The organism is Pantoea sp. Ap-870 (assembly GCF_011752515.1).
GTDB lineage: Bacteria > Pseudomonadota > Gammaproteobacteria > Enterobacterales > Enterobacteriaceae > Pantoea > Pantoea dispersa.
On sequence record NZ_VWXG01000004.1, the window covers coordinates 208922 to 227363 of the forward strand.

At 48.2% G+C, this 18442-nt stretch carries 15 protein-coding genes, 1 tRNA gene and 4 pseudogenes; 17 read left to right on the forward strand and 3 right to left on the reverse strand.

All coding sequences use genetic code 11. From position 1 onward, the window contains the following. Positions 1-115 precede the first annotated feature (115 nt). Both F3J41_RS12110 and F3J41_RS12115 read left to right on the forward strand, forming a co-directional pair. Positions 116-727, forward strand: a complete 612-nt coding sequence (locus tag F3J41_RS12110; protein WP_058759678.1) for a glutathione S-transferase family protein — start codon at positions 116-118, stop codon at positions 725-727. Positions 728-741: 14 nt separating this feature from the next. Then, positions 742-2814 carry a pyridoxamine 5'-phosphate oxidase family protein gene (locus F3J41_RS12115; RefSeq protein ID WP_166711264.1) on the forward strand — a complete coding sequence of 691 codons (2073 nt, stop codon included), beginning with the start codon at positions 742-744 and terminating at the stop codon, positions 2812-2814. Between the two features lie 88 nt (positions 2815-2902). Here F3J41_RS12115 and F3J41_RS12120 read toward each other — a convergent pair whose 3' ends face one another. Next, positions 2903-3616, reverse strand: coding sequence for a hypothetical protein (locus F3J41_RS12120; protein WP_166711266.1), 714 nt, complete (start codon positions 3614-3616; stop codon positions 2903-2905). A 500-nt stretch (positions 3617-4116) separates the two neighbouring features. On the opposite strand from F3J41_RS12120, the gene F3J41_RS12125 reads away from it, so the two are divergent. After that, complete coding sequence (locus tag F3J41_RS12125) at positions 4117-4530, forward strand: DUF3577 domain-containing protein (RefSeq protein ID WP_150059218.1); 414 nt, start codon at positions 4117-4119, stop codon at positions 4528-4530. A gap of 34 nt (positions 4531-4564) precedes the next feature. Here F3J41_RS12125 and F3J41_RS12130 read toward each other — a convergent pair whose 3' ends face one another. Beyond that, positions 4565-6145, reverse strand: a complete 1581-nt coding sequence (locus F3J41_RS12130; protein WP_150059217.1) for an SAVED domain-containing protein — start codon at positions 6143-6145, stop codon at positions 4565-4567. A gap of 265 nt (positions 6146-6410) precedes the next feature. Between F3J41_RS12130 and F3J41_RS12135 the strand changes: the two genes are divergently transcribed. The 11 genes and pseudogenes from F3J41_RS12135 to F3J41_RS23440 form a co-directional block, all read left to right on the forward strand. Then, positions 6411-6947 (forward strand): 3'-5' exonuclease, encoded by a 537-nt coding sequence (locus tag F3J41_RS12135; protein WP_150059216.1) that lies wholly within the window; start codon positions 6411-6413, stop codon positions 6945-6947. A gap of 22 nt (positions 6948-6969) precedes the next feature. Further along, a complete protein-coding gene (locus tag F3J41_RS12140) occupies positions 6970-8247 on the forward strand; it encodes a nucleotidyltransferase (RefSeq protein WP_166711268.1) in 1278 nt (425 codons plus the stop codon). Then, positions 8240-9997: a ThiF family adenylyltransferase gene (locus F3J41_RS12145; protein ID WP_166711270.1), complete on the forward strand. Its 1758-nt coding sequence runs from the start codon at positions 8240-8242 to the stop codon at positions 9995-9997. The genes F3J41_RS12140 and F3J41_RS12145 overlap by 8 nt, the downstream gene beginning before the upstream one ends. Further along, the gene (locus F3J41_RS12150; protein ID WP_150059213.1) at positions 9990-10478 is read left to right on the forward strand and encodes a Mov34/MPN/PAD-1 family protein; all 489 of its coding nucleotides are present in this window, start codon (positions 9990-9992) and stop codon (positions 10476-10478) included. The genes F3J41_RS12145 and F3J41_RS12150 overlap by 8 nt, the downstream gene beginning before the upstream one ends. 246 nt (positions 10479-10724) lie before the next feature. Then, positions 10725-11313: pseudogene (locus tag F3J41_RS12155) on the forward strand (TIGR03759 family integrating conjugative element protein). 29 nt (positions 11314-11342) lie between these two features. Next, positions 11343-11908 (forward strand): annotated as a pseudogene (locus F3J41_RS23435) (lytic transglycosylase domain-containing protein). Further along, positions 11905-12410, forward strand: a pseudogene (locus F3J41_RS12160) (integrating conjugative element protein). Before F3J41_RS23435 ends, F3J41_RS12160 begins: the two co-directional pseudogenes overlap by 4 nt. 161 nt (positions 12411-12571) lie before the next feature. Continuing rightward, positions 12572-12733, forward strand: coding sequence for a hypothetical protein (locus tag F3J41_RS23665; RefSeq protein ID WP_371815471.1), 162 nt, complete (start codon positions 12572-12574; stop codon positions 12731-12733). 176 nt (positions 12734-12909) lie between these two features. Further along, the gene (locus F3J41_RS12170; RefSeq protein ID WP_150059212.1) at positions 12910-13341 is read left to right on the forward strand and encodes a hypothetical protein; all 432 of its coding nucleotides are present in this window, start codon (positions 12910-12912) and stop codon (positions 13339-13341) included. Next, positions 13334-14041: a hypothetical protein gene (locus F3J41_RS12175; protein WP_150059211.1), complete on the forward strand. Its 708-nt coding sequence runs from the start codon at positions 13334-13336 to the stop codon at positions 14039-14041. Before F3J41_RS12170 ends, F3J41_RS12175 begins: the two co-directional genes overlap by 8 nt. Before the next feature lie 333 nt (positions 14042-14374). Next, positions 14375-14575: pseudogene (locus F3J41_RS23440) on the forward strand (RAQPRD family integrative conjugative element protein); the annotation flags it as partial. Between the two features lie 393 nt (positions 14576-14968). Here the strand turns inward: F3J41_RS23440 and F3J41_RS12185 are convergent. Next, positions 14969-15044: transfer RNA gene (locus F3J41_RS12185), tRNA-Phe, on the reverse strand. A 193-nt stretch (positions 15045-15237) separates the two neighbouring features. On the opposite strand from F3J41_RS12185, the gene F3J41_RS12190 reads away from it, so the two are divergent. The 3 genes from F3J41_RS12190 (at position 15238) to F3J41_RS12200 (ending at position 18442) form a co-directional block, all read left to right on the forward strand. Continuing rightward, positions 15238-16563, forward strand: a complete 1326-nt coding sequence (locus tag F3J41_RS12190; protein ID WP_166711272.1) for a PAS domain-containing methyl-accepting chemotaxis protein — start codon at positions 15238-15240, stop codon at positions 16561-16563. A 93-nt stretch (positions 16564-16656) separates the two neighbouring features. Next, positions 16657-17880, forward strand: a complete 1224-nt coding sequence (locus tag F3J41_RS12195) for a SpoIIE family protein phosphatase (protein WP_166711274.1) — start codon at positions 16657-16659, stop codon at positions 17878-17880. Between the two features lie 10 nt (positions 17881-17890). Further along, the gene (locus tag F3J41_RS12200) at positions 17891-18442 is read left to right on the forward strand and encodes a SiaB family protein kinase (RefSeq protein WP_058774864.1); all 552 of its coding nucleotides are present in this window, start codon (positions 17891-17893) and stop codon (positions 18440-18442) included.

The following is an 18442-nucleotide window of genomic DNA, read 5'->3' on the forward strand; positions in this document are numbered from 1 at the left end:
TTCCACTTTTTGCAATAATGACTTCGCAGATCTGGCTATTCTGTCAGCAATACGGCTGTGCGAACCTTAGGCCACGGCTCGGGATCACCCCGGCCACTACCTGAGGAATCGCATGATGAAACTGTACAATTTAGCGCTCTCCGGCCACGCCCACCGCGCACTGCTGGCGCTGTCACTGCTCGGCATAGCGCATGAAACGGTCGAAGTCGACCTGCCTGGCGGCGAACATAAAACCCCGGCGTTTCTCGCCATCAACCCATTCGGTCAGGTGCCGGTGCTGGAAGACGAAGGCGTTTATATCGCGGATTCCAATGCCATTCTGGTGTACCTGGCGAAGAAATTTAACCGCAGCGACTGGCTGCCGGAAGATGCGCTGGGCGCCGCCCAGGTGCAGCGCTGGCTGTCGGTAGCGGCCGGTGAACTGGCTTACGGTCCGGCGGCGGCGCGCCTGATTACCGTGTTTGGTGCCAAATTTAATGCTGAAGAGGTGCTGGCGCGCGCGCATCTGATTCTTTCGCGGCTGGAAAGCCATCTCAGCCAGCGTGAGTGGCTGGTGGGCGACCATCCCACCATTGCTGACATCGCTTTATACAGCTACCTGGCCGGTGCGCCGGAAGGCAACGTCGAGATGTCCGGTTACCCTGCGGTGAATCAGCTGCTGCGCCGGATTGAAGCGCTGCCCGGCTTTGTGCCTTTTCCGCAGACCGCCGCCGGCCTGCGCGCCTGACAGGAGCCAGCATCATGGGCGAGAAACTGATTACGCTGCCGGTATGGCATGACGGTGAAATTGCGCTGCAGCAGCAGGCGGGAGTGGCAGAACGTATGGCCGATGTCGGGCAGCGCGTGATCCGCGATTACATGCCCGATCAGCATCGTGACTTTTACGCGCAGCTGCCGTTTATCGTTGCCGGCAGCGTTGATGCACAGGGTGATGCCTGGGCCACGCTGCTGGAAGGCCAGCCCGGTTTTATCTTCTCGCCCAACGCCACCACGCTGGATATCGCGGCCCGCCCTGACGTCAGCGATCCGGCGGCCGACGGGATGACCGATGGCGCGCCGGTGGGCCTGCTCGGCATCGAGCTGCACACGCGGCGGCGCAACCGCATGAACGGCGTGCTGACGGCGATTGGCGGCGGCCTGCGCGTGCAGGTTGACCAGAGCTTCGGCAACTGCCCGCGCTATATTCAGCTGCGCGATTTCCGCTTCGACCATGCGCCCGGCAGGGCTTATCAGGGCGAAGTTGAGACGCTCAGCGCGCTGGATGACGCCGCGCGCGCCGCCATCGGGCAGGCGGACACGTTTTATGTCACCACTTATGCCGACCAGGCGCGCCGTCAGGTGGACGTTTCGCATCGCGGCGGCAAAGCCGGATTTGTGCGCATCGGTGCCGATGATGTACTGACCATTCCGGACTTCAACGGCAACCTGTTCTTCTCCACCCTCGGCAATATCGTGCTCAACGGCAAGGCCGGGCTGCTGTTTATCGACTACGCGAGCGGCGATGTATTGCAGATGAGCGGCGATGCCACGGTGATAACCGATTCCGCCGAAATCGCGGCCTTTCAGGGAGCCGAGCGGCTGTGGCGCTTTAGCGCGCGCCGCATCGTGCGCCGGCGCGCTGCCCTCGCCCTGCGCTGGGCCGATCAGCCAGACGGCATATCGCCCGCCTCGCTGATGACCGGCGACTGGCCGTCCGCCAGCGAACGCCTGCAGGCGCAGCAGCTGGCGGCGCAGTGGCGACCATTTCGCATCACGCAAATTGTCGATGAGAGCGCGCAGATTCGCTCGTTTCATCTTATGCCGGATGATGGCGCTGGCGTACTGCCGCATCTGGCGGGCCAGCATCTGCCGATCCGCCTGACGCTGCCGGGCAGCGCTAAGCCGCTGATTCGGCAATACACGCTGTCGGTTGCGCCGTCGGACGGTTATTACCGCATCAGCGTGAAGCGCGACGGCGCCGTCTCGCAGTATCTGCACGATGCCCTGCGCGTCGGCGATCGGCTGGAGGTGCGCGCACCGGCCGGTGATTTCACTATTGATGCACACGAAACGCGGCCAGCGGTGCTGCTGGCGGCGGGCGTCGGCATCACGCCGCTGCTGGCGATGCTGCGTCACCTGATTTATGAAGGCCGACGCAAACGCCGGATGCGTCCGGTGTATCTGCTGCAGTCGGCGCGTAACCTGGCCGAACGCCCGTTTGTGCGTGAGATCGATGCGCTGCTGGCAGCCAGCGAAGGCGCGTTGAAACTGGTGCGGGTGCTCAGCCAGCCGGGCGAAGCCGAAGCCGAAGCCGAAGCCGGCGTGGATTACGACGTTGCCGGACGCATCGATATGGCGCTGCTGTCGCAGGTGCTGCCGTTCAACGATTACGATTTCTATCTGTGCGGTCCGCCGTCATTTACTCAGGCGATGTATGACGGACTGCGCGGCCTGAATATTGCCGACGCGCGTATTCACGCCGAAGCGTTTGGTCCGTCGTCGCTGCAGCGTCAGCAGGAGGATGCGCCAGAGCCCGCCGCGCTGCCGCCGGTGGCGACCGAAGCGGTGCCGGTGGTGTTTACAGAGTCGCTGAAAGAAGCGCGCTGGACACCGCAGTCCGGCACGCTGCTGGAGCTGGCCGAAGCGCGCGGCCTGAGCCCGGCCTACAGCTGTCGCGCCGGACATTGCGGCAGCTGTAAGACCAGACTGGTGCAAGGCGCGGTGACATACCCTACGCGACCAGGCATCACGCTGGCGCAGGATGAAGTGCTGATCTGCTGCGCGGTGCCGGCGCAGGTCGAAGACGGGGACGCGGCGGTGCAGCTGGCGTTGTGAGGTGAGTGCCCGGCAAATCCTTTTGTCTTTCGGCCAGATCGCCATTCTGGCCGTAAGATCATCATTTACCACTGGAGTTTTTATTTTCTCATCCATGTACCGGTCCCTCTTTTGCCCGCGCGGCCGCTTCCAGCACCCGTTCAGGCGCAGAGGCGAGAAGATCTTTCGGTTTTTGATTTCCCAGCCAGCTATTCGGTGAGCCAAACCAGAGCGCCAGTGACCAGGGGGTTTTTGTTTCACCAAACAGCTGAATAATTTTCTTCATCTGCGGCAGCGGTTGCCCGCCTACGTCCAGCGCGTAAGCAGGATAAAGATCTTTGCCTTCAGAAGTAATGGCAAAAATTTTATCGGCCCGCTTCCAGCGGTTCGGTAGACCGCTGGGATTTTTGATATCCACGGCAGAGCCGCTGCGACGTGAGACTTCCTGAGCAGGCAACCATTCAGCATCATCGAGAATGGTTTGCTTCAACGTCTCAAGTCGTGCCGTGTTAGAACTGCTTGCAGGCTTGCTTTTGCCTGCGCTTTTTATCTTTGCAGCAGGAAGGATTTCGTCCCGTTTTTTACCGGTGAGCTTTTCCAGCCCCACTACCGCACGAAAGGCAGCCTCCAGCGCTACCTGAAATGCGACCTCGTCGATGTAGGCTGGACGCTTCAGGACATAATAGAGCTCTTCCTGCGCGCCACTGAAATCCGGAACCGAGATGGTGATGTCGGCATGTCCGTTGCTGCTCGTTGAGTAAGAAACATTACCAGAAGACACCGCAATCACTTCAAATTCAGTCGATTTACCCGCACTGACCATGGCTGAATCCTGATTACCACACATATCCAATATCTACAATATAGACAAAATACTGGCTTCAGGTCTCGAATGTTAATAGGGATTTCTGGCAGCGAGGGAGGGGTTGTGAGTGACGCCGCTGTCTATATTATTCCTTATATTACAGTAGATTAAATCTATATCTGATGTATGAAATCGGGTTAAATATTTGCCAAACACTCATTAAACTCCTGAGCAGGTTATGTCGTGCTGAGCCTTATAAACTGATAAAAGTACCTAAGATTTAGTGGGCGACTTTCTACCTGCTGTGGGATCACTTTGCTGGTGGGGTACTTTGCACTTACCAGTCAGTGCGGCGAAGCTATCCAGGTTTTATGACGGAATGCTTTTATCCGGCAGGGATTAATGTTTCTGTGTGACTAGTTACCCACTCCTGAAGTAAACATCATGACTGTTACCACCAACAACGCTGCAAAAACACCAACAGCACTTCTACCAAAGCGAAATCCTAAAATCTCAACATTAAGAGCCCGGGTTATCTGAGCAACATTCGCAGAATTAAGACCCTCGCTGGTAGCTTCCTCAGCATGGTGATTAATGCGCTCAGTGGACCTACTGACAGCCCAACCTGTGTGCGATTTGACGCCACTGTCGCCGGTAAGGAAGCAACGGACCTTATAAGCCGCTGCCAGATAGCCTTAGACGAGGACCAGAGAGTGCTGCTTGGGTTTACCTTCAGTAACCTGACGTCAGAAATTTTCACGCTCAACAAAGGTGATCATACAGGCGAACAGCGGGTTAGCTTGAAAGCCAGACTGATTAAGGCTGATTGGATCAAGATTGGTCAGGCGATGGTTTACAAGGCTGAAAAATCGGAAAATCCACCACATTCAAATAAAACTGAAAATCGAAGTTATGTTGATAACTCGTTTTAGAATAAATGCCCCTAATAGGGGCATTTACTTTGAGTTAGTAGTAACTTACATTTGTGCGTGATGAGTCGTTTGTCAGCAACAATATTGGTTGCATAGTTCCTTCTTTGAAATCGTAAACTATCATTTCAGGATGATGTAAATCGAATGCTTGCCCTACAAATACAGATGCGGCATTAGATGCACAAATTAAAAGATGCATCCTTTTAACACCATGGTGCGATTTCAATGTATGAAAGTCGTAATGTAATCTTGATGAGAATAATACTCCATCAGTTGGGTGAGGTATTGCTCCGTTATCAAACTCATCATTCTTAGGTTTGTAAATGATTACTTTTGCATTGAGCTCCTCACTCAATTTATTAGCTGTTTCACGCATAACTTTAGGGAGTGCAGTAAAAGCTATGCATATTACAACATCCTCACTATGATCTAACCCCTCAAATCCTTCGCAATCATAAAATACTCCAGAAGCAGTGAATGAAGGCCACTTCCAGCAAGCACCATCACGGTATCTTAACATTGGAGTATATTGGCTTTTGTTTCCCAGAAGGGCTCCTAATGCAACTAATGCAGGTGATGGGCCAAAAGCAAACAATGCAGCTCGGTGTCCTGAATCTCTGGTTTGCTGAATGATTTTATCTGCAGCATTTTTAATATTAGCTGGCATGATGTGCTTATGAAGATCTGGCATTTCTCGAGTGAAATCGTTACTATCATATATACAATTAATTACACCACTCATTTTATAATTAAGTGTAGCAAGAGATGCCGATATTTCTTTTTTATTGGGAGGTGATGCAACATTCGTATTTATAGGCCATAAAATCGAGTAAACAGGTATTGACTGATATTTAAGACCATCAAGTAATTCATCAGCATCGCGAATGAATTTACTTCTCATACCCGAAAGTATTTCTGCAGTGTAATCACAAGCAGCAACACGATCTATCAACCGGTGATGTTTGTCGCATAACAAGAGGACATTACTTGGTTCGTTTGAAAGCAAATTAGATAGTACAGGTATGCCCCGTTCGCCATTTTCAGAAGAAGCAACATTGTGAGCCAGGTATGAGTAATTTCCATCCTGCCCTGTCAGCTCATCAATATATAAATGTTCGCCACATCCAGTAAACATGCAGCGACTGTGACTAGCCATATTTACCTTTCGTTTGGTTTCAAGTGTAAAATCATTCCCTCGACCTTTATCCCTACAACCTGTCTCAGCTGATTCAATAAACTTAGTCAATTCAGGAAACCCTATTTCACATGACTGCTCCATAGTACGAGCATATATATCTTGGATAGACCCCAGAGTTAATAAATCATTTATGGATAAATTTGCACCCTGAAGATATGACAGAATTAATTTTTTATTAGATGCAACTCTTTTAATACACCCCACAAATCCCGCAGGTGATAAGTTTAATCTGAAGCAAGAGTTAACAACCCCATTATCAACTGTAGTAATAATTATATTCGAACTTCCTTCATCACTGATTACAGCGACGCAATCCCACACTATTTCACTTTCGATAAAAGACAGGAATTCGTCAATTGACTCTGCCTCCTCAAGAGGAGGATAATTAGATTGATTGAGTAAATCGCTTTTATTCATTATAATTCACCTTTTAAATTCTTACCTAAGTCAAATGTTCGTTATTTCACGTTTGATTGCAAGTTTTAGAAATCAATCTTATAAATCATCATGTCACACCTTAAAGAAAACTCAATACTTCAAGAGGGGGGGCAGATATAAACCCAATTAAAAACAATAACTTAATCACATCCAGAGCTCTCACCCCTTATAATTAATTGACTTTTCATTAAGTTTTGTTATTTTCTCACGCTAGCATATTTAAATTGTATCAAGCGAGGTTGTAATGTCTTCGCCAGAAATTTATATCTCTGTTGATATTGAAACTACCGGCCCAATTCCGGGGGAATATGACCTCATTAGTATTGGCGCTTGCGTAGTAGGAAAACCAGAAGAAAACTTCAGTTGCTTAATTAAGCCACAGGGAGGCTTGGTTGAAGATGAGGCTCTTGCGGTAACCGGGCTAAATATTGATGAGTTAAATGAAAATGGTAAGAACATATCTATTGCCATTGAACTTTTTGATAATTGGCTGAAAGGAGAACAATTCAAAGATAAAAAAATAGTTTTTGTTGGATTCAATGCTGCTTTTGATTGGTCGTTCATTAATTATGCATTTATTAAACAGCTGGGAAAAAACCCTTTTGGTTTTACAGCTCTTGATATTAAGTCATATTATATGGGCAAATTTGGTACACTTTGGCAGGAAACAAAATCTAGCAAGATAGATGTAAAGTTAAAAACCAAAAACTTAGCTACCCATAACGCTCTTCAAGATGCGATATATCAATCAGAAATATTCAATAAAATTTCAAAGAAATAGTTTTTTTAATCAGGAGATTAGTATGAGCTCTCAAGTTTTAGACTATACAGCGCAAGACTCCTCACAGGTTAACAGTTGGGAGAAGATGCTCATTGAAGCCTCTAAAAAAATATCTTTAACTTCTATTCAATATGATTTGATTGAAAGCCGATATTCCCAATTGCAAAAAATATTAGATAAGGCTCAGGAGTTTTGTTTGTCTGGGGCTCATATCTTTATCCAGGGTTCAATTGGCCTTAAGACAACTGTTAAACCTGCACCTGAAGCCAAGGGCGATATGGCGACTATCGATGCCGACGCCATCATCTTATTACCGAATGCTGTTAATTCCAAACCAGAAGATGTATTGCTTGCAATAGAGACGTTATTCAGAACAGAGTCAACAGTTAAAGCTGATCCACAACAACTTAGACGTGGAATTAGAATTGTCTACTCTGATGAAAACCCAGGTTTTCATATAGATATTACTCCTGCTATTATAGCACCTGGAAATTATGAAAGTGAGGGGTATGGGAAACTACTTGTTCCTGATAGGCAAGATGGTTGGAAAGCTAGTGCTCCGCGTTCTTATTCACTATGGCTTGAAAATGTAAGCACTAAAAAAATTTTGATGATCACTGAATCAACTAGGACTATAGACAGTATCGTTGGTAATGAAGAGTTAGCTAAGTCTACTATGGATCCTATTCCTAACTATCAAGAATACTCAGACTCTCATCCTCTTGGCGCAACTATTAAGCTTTTAAAAAGACACCGCGATCGCTGGGCTATACGTGCTTCGAGAGAAATTCATAGGCCTATTTCAGCAGTTATTACTACGCTCGCAACAAAAGCTTATTATCAAATTGCTTTAAGGTCTGCCTTGACACCAATGAGGCCAATCGATGTGATGTTCTCGATTGTATCTGATATGGCTCAACATGTTGATTATTCTAATAGTGAATATAAGGTTCTAAATCCATGTGATGAAGGTGAAAACTTCGCTGAAAAATGGAATAGAGATAATGGAGAAGGTGATAAATATAGAGATGCATTTTACGATTGGCACGCTGATGCAATCACCGATATCGCACTTGGTTTAAGCGACTGGGGCACTCAGCAGAGATTTGAACAGGAAGTAAGTGATAAGTTTGGTGTACCTCAATCTATGATTAGTGAGATATCCAAAGATTTTGGCACGTCTTGGACATTGCCGGGAAGAACGTCTGGTGTAACATTAAATAAAAATGTATTGAGTGCGTTTGGTACGTTATCTGGTTTAGGTCAAGCTAATGCAGGGACGGTCGAACGCCTTGGATAAGACTAATAATATCACACCTGCTATACAGGCAGGTGTAAACAGACTTCATGAGATATTTAACAATTGTTTTCTAGTTGAAGTTAATACAACAAACTCAAAGGAAGTTATTAGATTTGAGCTGAATCTTCCTGTTGATTATCTAGGAATAAAAAGGAAGTTACAGGTAGGGTTTAGTGAAAGCTTCCCAAGCGTAGCCTTAGCATTATCTATTAAACCAAGCCCTTGGTTAGAATGGCCTCATATCTTGGATGAGTTTGTTTGTTTATTTGGTGGTGGAGATAAGGCTGTATATGGTGATCCCGTTGAAGTTATTGATAACACGTTCTTAAGATTAGGGAAGATGGTCTCCCTTGTATGCGAAAGTCAAAACACTAAAGAAATTAAAAATGAATTTGACAGTGAAGTAATCAGCTATTGGGCTATGCAAGCTAAATTAAGTCAACAGAAATTAACTTTACTGAGCAAACCAAAAGAATCTACACCTCTATACACTTTATCCAAGAGTGGCGAGTTAGGTAATGGAGAAATTTGGGCCTCAGATAGTGACAATAAAATTTTAGAACATTATCAATGGCAGGTATCTCCCACCAAAAAAAAGATTGAGGCAGCAAAAGGGGCGTTTTACTTAAAATTAACATCCACACCAAATGTAAAATTACCAACTGCTTATGGTTTTGTCGATTGGCTCTCAAGTCATGCTGATGAAAGTGATATTCAGGCTCTGAAAGAATGGTTAGAAAATGAATCTAATCACCCCTTAAGGTGGGTAGTTCTTGAAATATTTAATTCAGAGCCAGTGAGTGTTATTTCGTTCCTAATTCAAAGGAAAGGAGTCAGAGATAGTCAGACATTTAACTTTGGGTTAAGAAAGGCTAAAATCCGCTCAGTAAAAAACCCCATAGGTGAAAAGGATAAATTACTAATTACTGATACTTTTTTTCTCGACAACGAAGTTATCTTTTCACGTTCAAAAGATTTCCGCATCGATGAAAATGAACAAAAAAAAGTTCTTCTGATTGGCGCAGGTTCACTTGGAAGTCATGTAGCATCACAATTAATACATTCCGGCATAACAGAACTAACAATTGTTGACCCTGACACTCTCGATGATTCTAATTTAGGAAGACATGTTTTAACAATTGATGATCTAGGTAAAAATAAATCATTAGCACTTAAGAATTACCTTCGATCTTGCATACCAACAGCTGTAATAACTGCAATTCCAAAATATTTTCATCAAGCAGTTTTTCATAAGGATATTAACATCTATTCATATGACTGTATTGTTTCAACCTCTGCAGACTGGCCAACTGAATACTTCCTATGGGAAATTAAGTCAAGAGTAAAAGAGATTTCATTTGTGCAAGCTTGGGTTGAGCCCTACGCATTTGTTGGCCATGTTTTGTGCAGCAATAAAACAAAAGTCGCAGATGCAAGATATCTCTTTGATAAAAAAGGGGACTTTAAGAATAAATTTACTCAATGGGAAAACAATGGTTATTTCAAATTACCAGCCTGTGGTGTAGGGTTCATTCCCGGAAGCTCATTAAATATCCAACTGATTGCAGGTATGGTATCAAAGTCAGTAGTTAAAATTTTGCAGGACACTGAAAACTCAGATAGTAACCTATGGAGTTCATTTGTTACTGAAAGTAGCAGGGTCGTTATGGCTGGAGGAACTTACGTAGGTCCACAGATTGATGAAAACATCGAGACAATGGTAATTAAAAATGAATGGAACAATGAATAACCCTCCTTCTCTCGCATGGACTTGGGTGTGGGAAGAATATGATTTCAAATTGCAGGTTAGCGAAGATGTTTCTGCTATTTTTGATGCTCATAGACAGCACGGTGACAAAATGGAATGTGGAGGGCAATTATTCATCAGCCCTTCATTCGATAATGGCTTATGGCTATCCTCAGCTACTTTGCCGCATTCATCAGACAAATCTTCAAAACATTGGGTAGAACTTAATTCTTACCGATGTGATTATGAGCAAAGCCAAGCCAGGAGCTATGGTTTAGTTTTTGCAGGTTACTGGCACACTCACCCTCAATTAATACCGGCATTATCAAATCAAGATAAAATTAGCATTGAACGTTTCTATCATGCCAATAAGCAAATAATTAAATCTCCAATTTTTGTTATAGTGGGAACATCAGCATGTCAAAATGGAATAAAAGCATGGGCTTATAAAGATGAAGTGTATTTAGAGGCGGTTGCAAAATGAATACTCATGGATATTTTTTTAAAATTTAACTATTTATTATTTACTTTAGCATCGAAAAGCACATAACGCTCATTATAATCCTTATCAAGTGATTGTTGATGAGAAATGGATCATGATGTTATCAAATGACTATTTCCCGTTAAAGCAAAACCATTTATCTTCTCATTATCCCTACCTAGGTCTATTTACACCGAAGACATACAGAAAAATAAAAGTTATATAACTGAATAAAAAGACACCTATTTAATTAATGAGATTAATGAAAGGGAATACAATAAATTCCTTAAAATTAAGAATGGAATTAGAGGTATTCAATGACCAAAAACTGAGCCTGTTACTGCCTTATGCATAGAAGCAGAATCAGACGCCGAACGCCGCCACTACGCCGAACTCTGGGTAAAACAGTAATAAGAACGAACAGAGAAAGAGCTCAAATTCCAGCGCGAAGTTGATGCTGCCTGGAAACCCTGATGCCCAACATGCTACCGGTTAACATGGGCAACGCCGCAGGCATCGCGCATGACTCTGGTGGTCGGCTCGCGCTGCTCGTGCGCGATGCAGATTGCCAGCGCTGCGATGCTCGACTTTCCGCCGTTCTCGCCGATAAACGCCCCGTTGATATCTACCTTGTCGATAGTGAAGGCAGCGATCAGAAACTCCGCAACTGGGCGCAACAGCACCGCATTTCGCCGATCAAGTACGCGAGCGCCGCATCACCCTGAACCACGATGCAGGCCGCTGGATGTGCTACGGCAACGGCATCATGCCGGTTCTTCTCCAGCAAGAGGAAAGCGGATGGCATATCGCAGCGTTCAAACCCTCGCGTTGTAGCTAAGTGCCGCCAGCTCTGTGGCGTCAACCAGTATGCAAAGCGTGCCGTCGGGTTATCAGAAAGCCGCTCTGCAGCATGGCGTTCCAGCTGAGTCGCTTTACTCACTTGCGTTGGCTGAATCATCGCGCCAGCTGCCACATGGCACGCGCCTATAGCCCTGGACAATCAACGTCGCGGGTAAAAGCTATCGCTATGAAAGTCGACAAGCTGCCTGGCAGGCGCTGCAGCAGTTTATGAAAATCCATCTGCTTAAGAGAATCGATGTTGGCATCGCGAAGGTCAATCTCGGCTGGAATGGCCATCGCTTCAGCTCACGAGGGATGCGTTTGATCCGTATACCAACCTGAGCGCAGCGGCGCGCATTCTTCGCGAGTGCTGGGAGCGTAGTCCCGGCAGTTGGTTGAATGCGGCTGGCTGCTATCACCATCCGGCTTGAGGTAAACCGGCTGCGCGCTATCGGCAGATTGTCAGCCAAAAGCTGGCTTCACTAACGCCTGCTCAACCTGGTCCAATCGCAACACAGGCACCCGCTAACCTCGCGAGCAATCAAACACCTTCAACCGAAATTATCTGGACAGAACCACGGAGGCAGCAATGAACAAATTGATGCTGGCTGGCGCGATCGCCGCACTGCCATTTATCTCACATGCGGAACTCAACGTTATCGCGGATCTCGGCGGACGATCGGCATCGCCGTTCTATGAGGGAATCAACGCTGAGCCTCAGTCGCTACAGCAATCAATCCAACCTGATTACAGTGAAGGTTCAGTGTTGCCAGTGGCAACACCTGAACTCACTCCCGGCATCACTGAGCCGCGCGCGCTGAAACTACCAGGAGTTGGTGCGCTGTTTCTGGTTGGCGATGATGCTCAATCGCAAAATGGCTATCACGTAACGCTGAACCGCTCAGCCGTCGTGGTGCGGTTGGAATGGTGGTGAACGTTAGCAGCTCAGCTTCACTACAGCAGTTGTGCCAGATTGCGCCAGATCTACAGCTCGCATAGGTATCAGCTAGCGATCTGGCGCGTCGCCTATAGTTGGAACATTACCCGGTGCTGATCACAGAGCATTCACTGAGCCAGCAGTTATCAGCCCAGTGATGGAATTCGCCGGATTGCATGGAATGCCTCATGCATCGCAGATGCTGCTTCCACTGTTCTTCATCCTTTCTCTGGCACTGCTGCGCGCTTACTTGTGCTGGCGCAATCTGCATCACTCGGCACGCAGCAGGTATGAATCCTGCCAAAAGTGAGGCAATACTATGAGCGATCACTATGTTATCGAAGCGCTATTACGTCCCGCAGTTGAGTTCAACACCACGCTGGTACCGGCTGTTTACCAAAATCTGCTGGTGCTACCTGCGGCGCTGATGTTGGGCATGGCGCTGGCGGTGCTGACATCCTCGTTCAAGAAGTATTTGTAAGCTGGACGATAGCGTGCAAAGCTCGACTTTGCGCCCTATCGTCAGCATGCAAGGCGCTTGCGGCGCGGCAGATGTAAACAATATGAAATTTTATTGGTAATATTACAAAGTTAACATTCTATTTTTATAGAGATTAGATTTTTATAAGTTAACAATCATTACATTATGGAGGGTATATGAAAGATTTTGAATTGTCTTGTCTGAAAAATGCTAAGACACCAGAAGATTTGAAGCGAATTGGAGATTTCGAGAAGGCTTATAGTTTCCTTCAAAACTTAGTCAAACCATTTAAAATAGAGGCCGAAAATTTCGAGGAGTTATTTCCCTTCGTTGAAAAACTCCAAGAAAACTGGATGTCATTATCAAAAGAAACTTTCACAAATGAATTTCAGAAATATAAGTATATACTGACCCATATCGATGGTGAACAAAGAAACCATCTCCTTAATTTAAAGGATGATTTTTACGACAATCCTAGAAAAGCTAAACGCTGGTATTATAACTTATCAAGAATAATTAGAGAAAATGATGATGAGAATACTGAGGCATTTTCAACTTTGAATGAAATCTACCTTAATGTAACTGATAAGGGCGATGAAGATGAGTAAAAAACTACCATCTTTAACGTTAGCTAAAGATTTGAATATTGAACTGCCAGAAAATAGTAAAAACTTAACTGAAGCAGAGAACTCAAAGATAAAAAATGCCGTAATTAACGGAGGCGCACTTGGTTCTGATGGAAATACATTTATTAATAAGAAAAAAATAGGAACTTTGTTAGCATGCGATAATGGAGGAGTTAATAAGATTTATAATAACCTTTCTGATAAAGATAAGTTAATCTTTGATAATGAAAGATATGCTTCAGTATCAGCTATATTGCATACTGTTTCAGACAGAGTACAAGAACCTCGTGATTCTATTATACGTGAAAAGCTGCGGCAATCTGAAAAAGTCTTAATAGCGTTACGAGACTCCCCAACCGCTGAAAAAAGCCGTGAAATCCTGAAGTCTAGAATTGAAAATGCACTTCCAAATTTAAAAAAAGATAAAATTAAAAGAGATGGAATAGAAAGCTGCCAACTCTCAGGGAAGGCACTTGAAAAGGATGCCCACGCTCATCATGTGAATAGAAAATCAGATGATCCTCACAATGCGCTTAACCTGGATGATATCTTAGTCGTAAACCCTGACATTCATGACGAGATTCACAAAAACAATGCCAACACCCGAGAGGAGCTGGAAGAATTGATAAAAATAAAAGGCTGGAACGACCCATTCTCATCTGCGAGTGGAAATGAGAATTAATTGCGAGCTTTCTTTAGGTTTCATCAACATTTCTAAATAACATCACCCCCATAAAAATAAATAAAATGGGGGTGTTTGGTCACTGCAGAAAAAATCACATCATTATTAAAGTAATCACGCATGAGATTTATTTAGCCCTATTCGTCCTATTTATTAATTAGTGAATACACCCTCCTAGTCACTGAGGAGGAAATCATGGTTAATTGTTTCGTTCAAACTTCAATAAATACACTTCTATTGGTTACAGTCTTAGTCAATCCAGAAATTACTTTTGCTTCAGAACTCGACGAACTCGCCACCACCCAACACCTACCAGACTAAGTCCAGCTCTCCCTCGACCGCGCCCGCACTGTCGCCACGCAGTCCGATCCCAATAATCGCCGCCGTTACCTGTTCGACTACAAGAAAGCCAGCGAAGACCTCAACACCATGCGTGCTGGCATCGACCGCTACACGCAGCCTTCGCGTGCGCAGCCGCTGGATTACGGCAAGGTCAGCGGTGATTACACGCGAGGCCGTCCGCTATGGCGATGATTGCCGCACAGATTAACGCGATTAAAACGGCATCCGGCAACATCGATATTAGCGTTCTGTAACTGGAGTCCGTTGGGCTACCACTGTGAGTTGTTTCTCTGGTCAGCCTGAGCTGCATTGGATGTCTGGCATGGACGGGAAAATACCTAAGTCAGGGATGCCGCGCTAGTCCGATTTGTTATCCGTTCTATGGCTTAACCGATCGTCTGCATCTGGATGTTCACCAGTTAACGCAGACATTTTCGAAGTGCTTTTACCCGTCAGATTGCTTAAGAGGAAGACTCATACTGGATAGCTGAAGCAGTACTATGACCTCAGCAGTCAAAGTGACCAGAAATCATTGGTGCTTCAAAAAGCAAAAACCCAGCCATAAAGGCTGGGTTTTCAGAATGTTGGTGCCCGGACGCGGAATCGAACCACGGACACGGGGATTTTCAATCCCCTGCTCTACCGACTGAGCTATCCGGGCAACGGGGCGCATTAAACCTTACTCGCGCCGTACCGTCAAACGCTTTTCGGTAAAAATCCGCTGACTGCTGCCTTTTGCAGCAACCGCCGGACCCGATGGTAAAAACCTGCGCAACCGCGTTATTTAGTGGTGAATTTTTAGCCACTCACGCCGATAACCGTGCTGACATCCCATAACCATAATAAGGTCCACCATGTTCAGCACTATTACATCGGGAATCCTGTCGCGCCTCGCGTGGCAGAAACGCAGTCACAACAGCGCAACGCTCAGTTCGCTGCAGGAGGCCATCGCCATGGTTGAGTTTACGCCTGATGGTCACATCCTTACCGCCAACGCGCTGTTTCTGGAGCGCATGGGCTACACGCTGGCAGAAATTGTCGGCCAGCATCACAGCCTGTTCTGCACGCCAGATATGGTGCAGTCACCGCAGTATCGCGAGTTCTGGCAGCGTCTGAATCGCGGCGAAGGCTTCAGCGATAAGTTTTTGCGCGTGGCGAAGCACAGCCGTCCGATCTGGCTGGAAGCCAACTACGTACCGGTGCAGGATCGCCACGGTCGGGTGATTAAAATCGTTAAGCTGGCGAGTGATATCACCGCACGCATCATGGATGCGCAGGAGCAGCGCGCCATGACCACCGCCATTGAGCGCTCGATGGCGGTGATTGCTTTCAACCTCAAAGGTGAAGTGCTGATGGCCAACGATAACTTCTTTAATACCATGGGCTATCGCGCTGATGAGATCATCGGTCGCCATCACAGCCTGTTCTGTCCGCCCGAAATGCGCACCAGCGAGGCCTATCGCCGCTTCTGGCACAAGCTCAATCAGGGTGAATATATCTCCGGCCAGTTCGAGCGCGTCAATAAGCAGGGCAACACCGTCTGGCTGCGCGCCACCTATAATCCGGTGTTTAACAGCGCCGGCGAACTGTACAAAGTGGTGAAGTTCGCCACCGACGTTACCGCGCAGGTGGAAAAAAACCAGCTGGAGCGCGAAGCAGCGCAGCAGGCATGGCAAACCGCGCTGCATACCAGTGAAAGCACGCAACAGGGAGCGGCGGTCATTGAGAACAGCGTGCAGAATATCAATGCGCTGGCCAGCGAACTGCACGGTATTTCTGGTGATATTAATGACCTAAGCGACTCTTCCGATCGCATCGGCGCCATCGTGGAGAGTATCCGCCGCATTGCCGACCAAACCAATCTGCTGGCGCTCAATGCGGCAGTGGAAGCCGCGCGCGCCGGTCAGCATGGCCGCAGCTTCGCCGTAGTCGCCAGTGAAGTGCGCACCCTCGCAGCGAACATCAATCGCGCCACCAGCGAAATCGAAAATCGGGTAAGGCATAACCACCTGCTGGCGGATAAGGCGCAGAAAGGCATCGCGTCGAACCTGAAACGTGCCGATCAGGGCGTAGTGCTCGCGCAGCAGGCGGGCGGTGTGATTGCCGAAATTCGCGGCAGCTCCAGTGAGGTGGTGCGCGCCATCAGCCACGTCGCCGATGCGCTAAAAGCCCCGCAGTAAGCGCAGCAGCGTGCGCTGGCCGGCGGTGACATAAAAGTGTCATCGCCGTGCCGTAACCTAAGATTATTCCTAATCAACGCCAGACTCTTTCTCATGCAGCAGCCTGATTTCCGCACCGGGCTTAGCGCCCTGACGGGTCGTGCCCGCGCGCGTTCGCTGTGTATTGCGGTGCCGTTCGTCACGCCAGCGATGGACAACACGGCGGTAATGGCGCTGTTTAGCGAACATAAAGATTTGATTGGCCTGCCGGTGGTGGAAAACGGCACGCCGTTCGGCATGATTAACCGCCACATCTTTCTGTCGCAAATGACGCGCCCGTTCTTCCGCGAGCTGTACGATCGTAAAAGCTGTATCGCCTTTATGGACAAACAACCGCTGGTGATCGATGCCGAAACCGAACTCGATCGGGTCGCGCAGCAGGTGGTCGCCAGCGGAGATAAATCAGTAACCGATGGTTTTATCGTGACTGAACAGGGCCGCTATATTGGCATCGGCCTCGGTATCGACCTGATTCGTACCGTCTCCGATTTGCAGGCACAGCAGCATCAGCAAATTTTACAGAGCATCGATTACGCGCGGGTGATTCAGGACGCGATGCTGGACCGCTCGCGGCAGCAGATGGCGCAGCAGCTGAGCGACTGGTGCCTGCACTGGCAGCCGCGCGACGGCGTGGGCGGCGACTATTACGCCTTTCACCGCGATGAGCACGGCTGGCTGGCGCTGATTGCCGACTGCACCGGTCACGGCATTCCCGGCGCGTTTATGACGGTGATTCTGCATGCGGCGCTGGAGCGTGCGCTGCAGCACAACCATCGTACGCCGTCTGCCCTGCTGCAGGCGCTTAACCGCCACATCAAACAAACCCTGGGCCAGCTTAACGCCTCGCAGCAGACTTCGCTGTCCAACGACGGCTGCGATGCAATTGCGCTGCGGCTGGAGACGACCAGCCATCAGCTGAGCTGGGCCAGCGCGCGCATGCACGCGGTGCTGCAGCCGCTACAGGGTGAAGCCGCCGCGCTGCAGGCCGATCGCGTCGGCGTTGGCTACACCGATACACCGCACGACTATTGCTGGCCGCAGCAGCAGCGCAGACTGCAGCCTGGCGATGTGCTGCTGGTGATGAGCGACGGCGTGACCGATCAACCCGGCGGCGCGCGGCAGATTATGTTCGGTAAAAAGCGGATTCAGACGGTCATTGCACAACATAAAACCCTGCCGATGGCCGAGCTCTCCACGGCGTTTGCGCAGGCATTTCTTCACTGGCAGGGCAACCAGCCGCGACGCGATGACGTCACCTGGTTTGGCCTGCGTTATTAACGAGCCTCTTATGCATCCAGCTTCCACCGGCACGCACCTGCCGCCCGACAGCGTTGCGCTGCACTATACCGGCTTCTTTTCGCCGCAGAACATCACCGCGATGGGTGAAGTGATCAAAGTGTTTCTGGAAAACCAGCAGGCCCCACTGAAAGTGCGCCGCCGGCTGTTCTCCAGCTTTGTCGAGATTGTGCAGAATATCCTGCGCTATTCGCAGGACAGCCGTACCCTGAGCCACGCCGAACAGCACTTTCGCTTTGGTACCGTAACGCTGCACGTGGATGGCGATAACTACGTGCTGGAGAGCAGTAATCAGGTCGAACAGGCCGCCTGCGAGCAGCTGCGCGACTGGCTCGATCTGCTGCGTACCATGAGTAACGACGAAATTAAGCAGGCCTACCGTGTCGGTCTGCGCACCGAGAGCCCCGCCACCAGCAAAGGGGCCAATATCGGTTTGCTGACGCTTGCCCGTGATGTCAGTGAGCCGCTGGAGTATGAACTGCGTCCGCTGCCCGCCAGCGGCTACGCCACGTTTTGGCTTAAAGCCACCATTCACCAGGATTGA

Coding starts and splice junctions, on each gene's coding strand:
- F3J41_RS12110 (WP_058759678.1), top strand. CDS start 116: ATGAAACTGTACAATTTAGCGCTCTCCGGCCACGCCCACCGCGCACTG.
- F3J41_RS12115 (WP_166711264.1), top strand. CDS start 742: ATGGGCGAGAAACTGATTACGCTGCCGGTATGGCATGACGGTGAAATT.
- F3J41_RS12120 (WP_166711266.1), bottom strand. CDS start 3,616: ATGGTCAGTGCGGGTAAATCGACTGAATTTGAAGTGATTGCGGTGTCT.
- F3J41_RS12130 (WP_150059217.1), bottom strand. CDS start 6,145: ATGAATAAAAGCGATTTACTCAATCAATCTAATTATCCTCCTCTTGAG.
- F3J41_RS12135 (WP_150059216.1), top strand. CDS start 6,411: ATGTCTTCGCCAGAAATTTATATCTCTGTTGATATTGAAACTACCGGC.
- F3J41_RS12140 (WP_166711268.1), top strand. CDS start 6,970: ATGAGCTCTCAAGTTTTAGACTATACAGCGCAAGACTCCTCACAGGTT.
- F3J41_RS12150 (WP_150059213.1), top strand. CDS start 9,990: ATGAATAACCCTCCTTCTCTCGCATGGACTTGGGTGTGGGAAGAATAT.
- F3J41_RS23665 (WP_371815471.1), top strand. CDS start 12,572: ATGAGCGATCACTATGTTATCGAAGCGCTATTACGTCCCGCAGTTGAG.
- F3J41_RS12170 (WP_150059212.1), top strand. CDS start 12,910: ATGAAAGATTTTGAATTGTCTTGTCTGAAAAATGCTAAGACACCAGAA.
- F3J41_RS12175 (WP_150059211.1), top strand. CDS start 13,334: ATGAGTAAAAAACTACCATCTTTAACGTTAGCTAAAGATTTGAATATT.
- F3J41_RS12190 (WP_166711272.1), top strand. CDS start 15,238: ATGTTCAGCACTATTACATCGGGAATCCTGTCGCGCCTCGCGTGGCAG.
- F3J41_RS12195 (WP_166711274.1), top strand. CDS start 16,657: ATGCAGCAGCCTGATTTCCGCACCGGGCTTAGCGCCCTGACGGGTCGT.
- F3J41_RS12200 (WP_058774864.1), top strand. CDS start 17,891: ATGCATCCAGCTTCCACCGGCACGCACCTGCCGCCCGACAGCGTTGCG.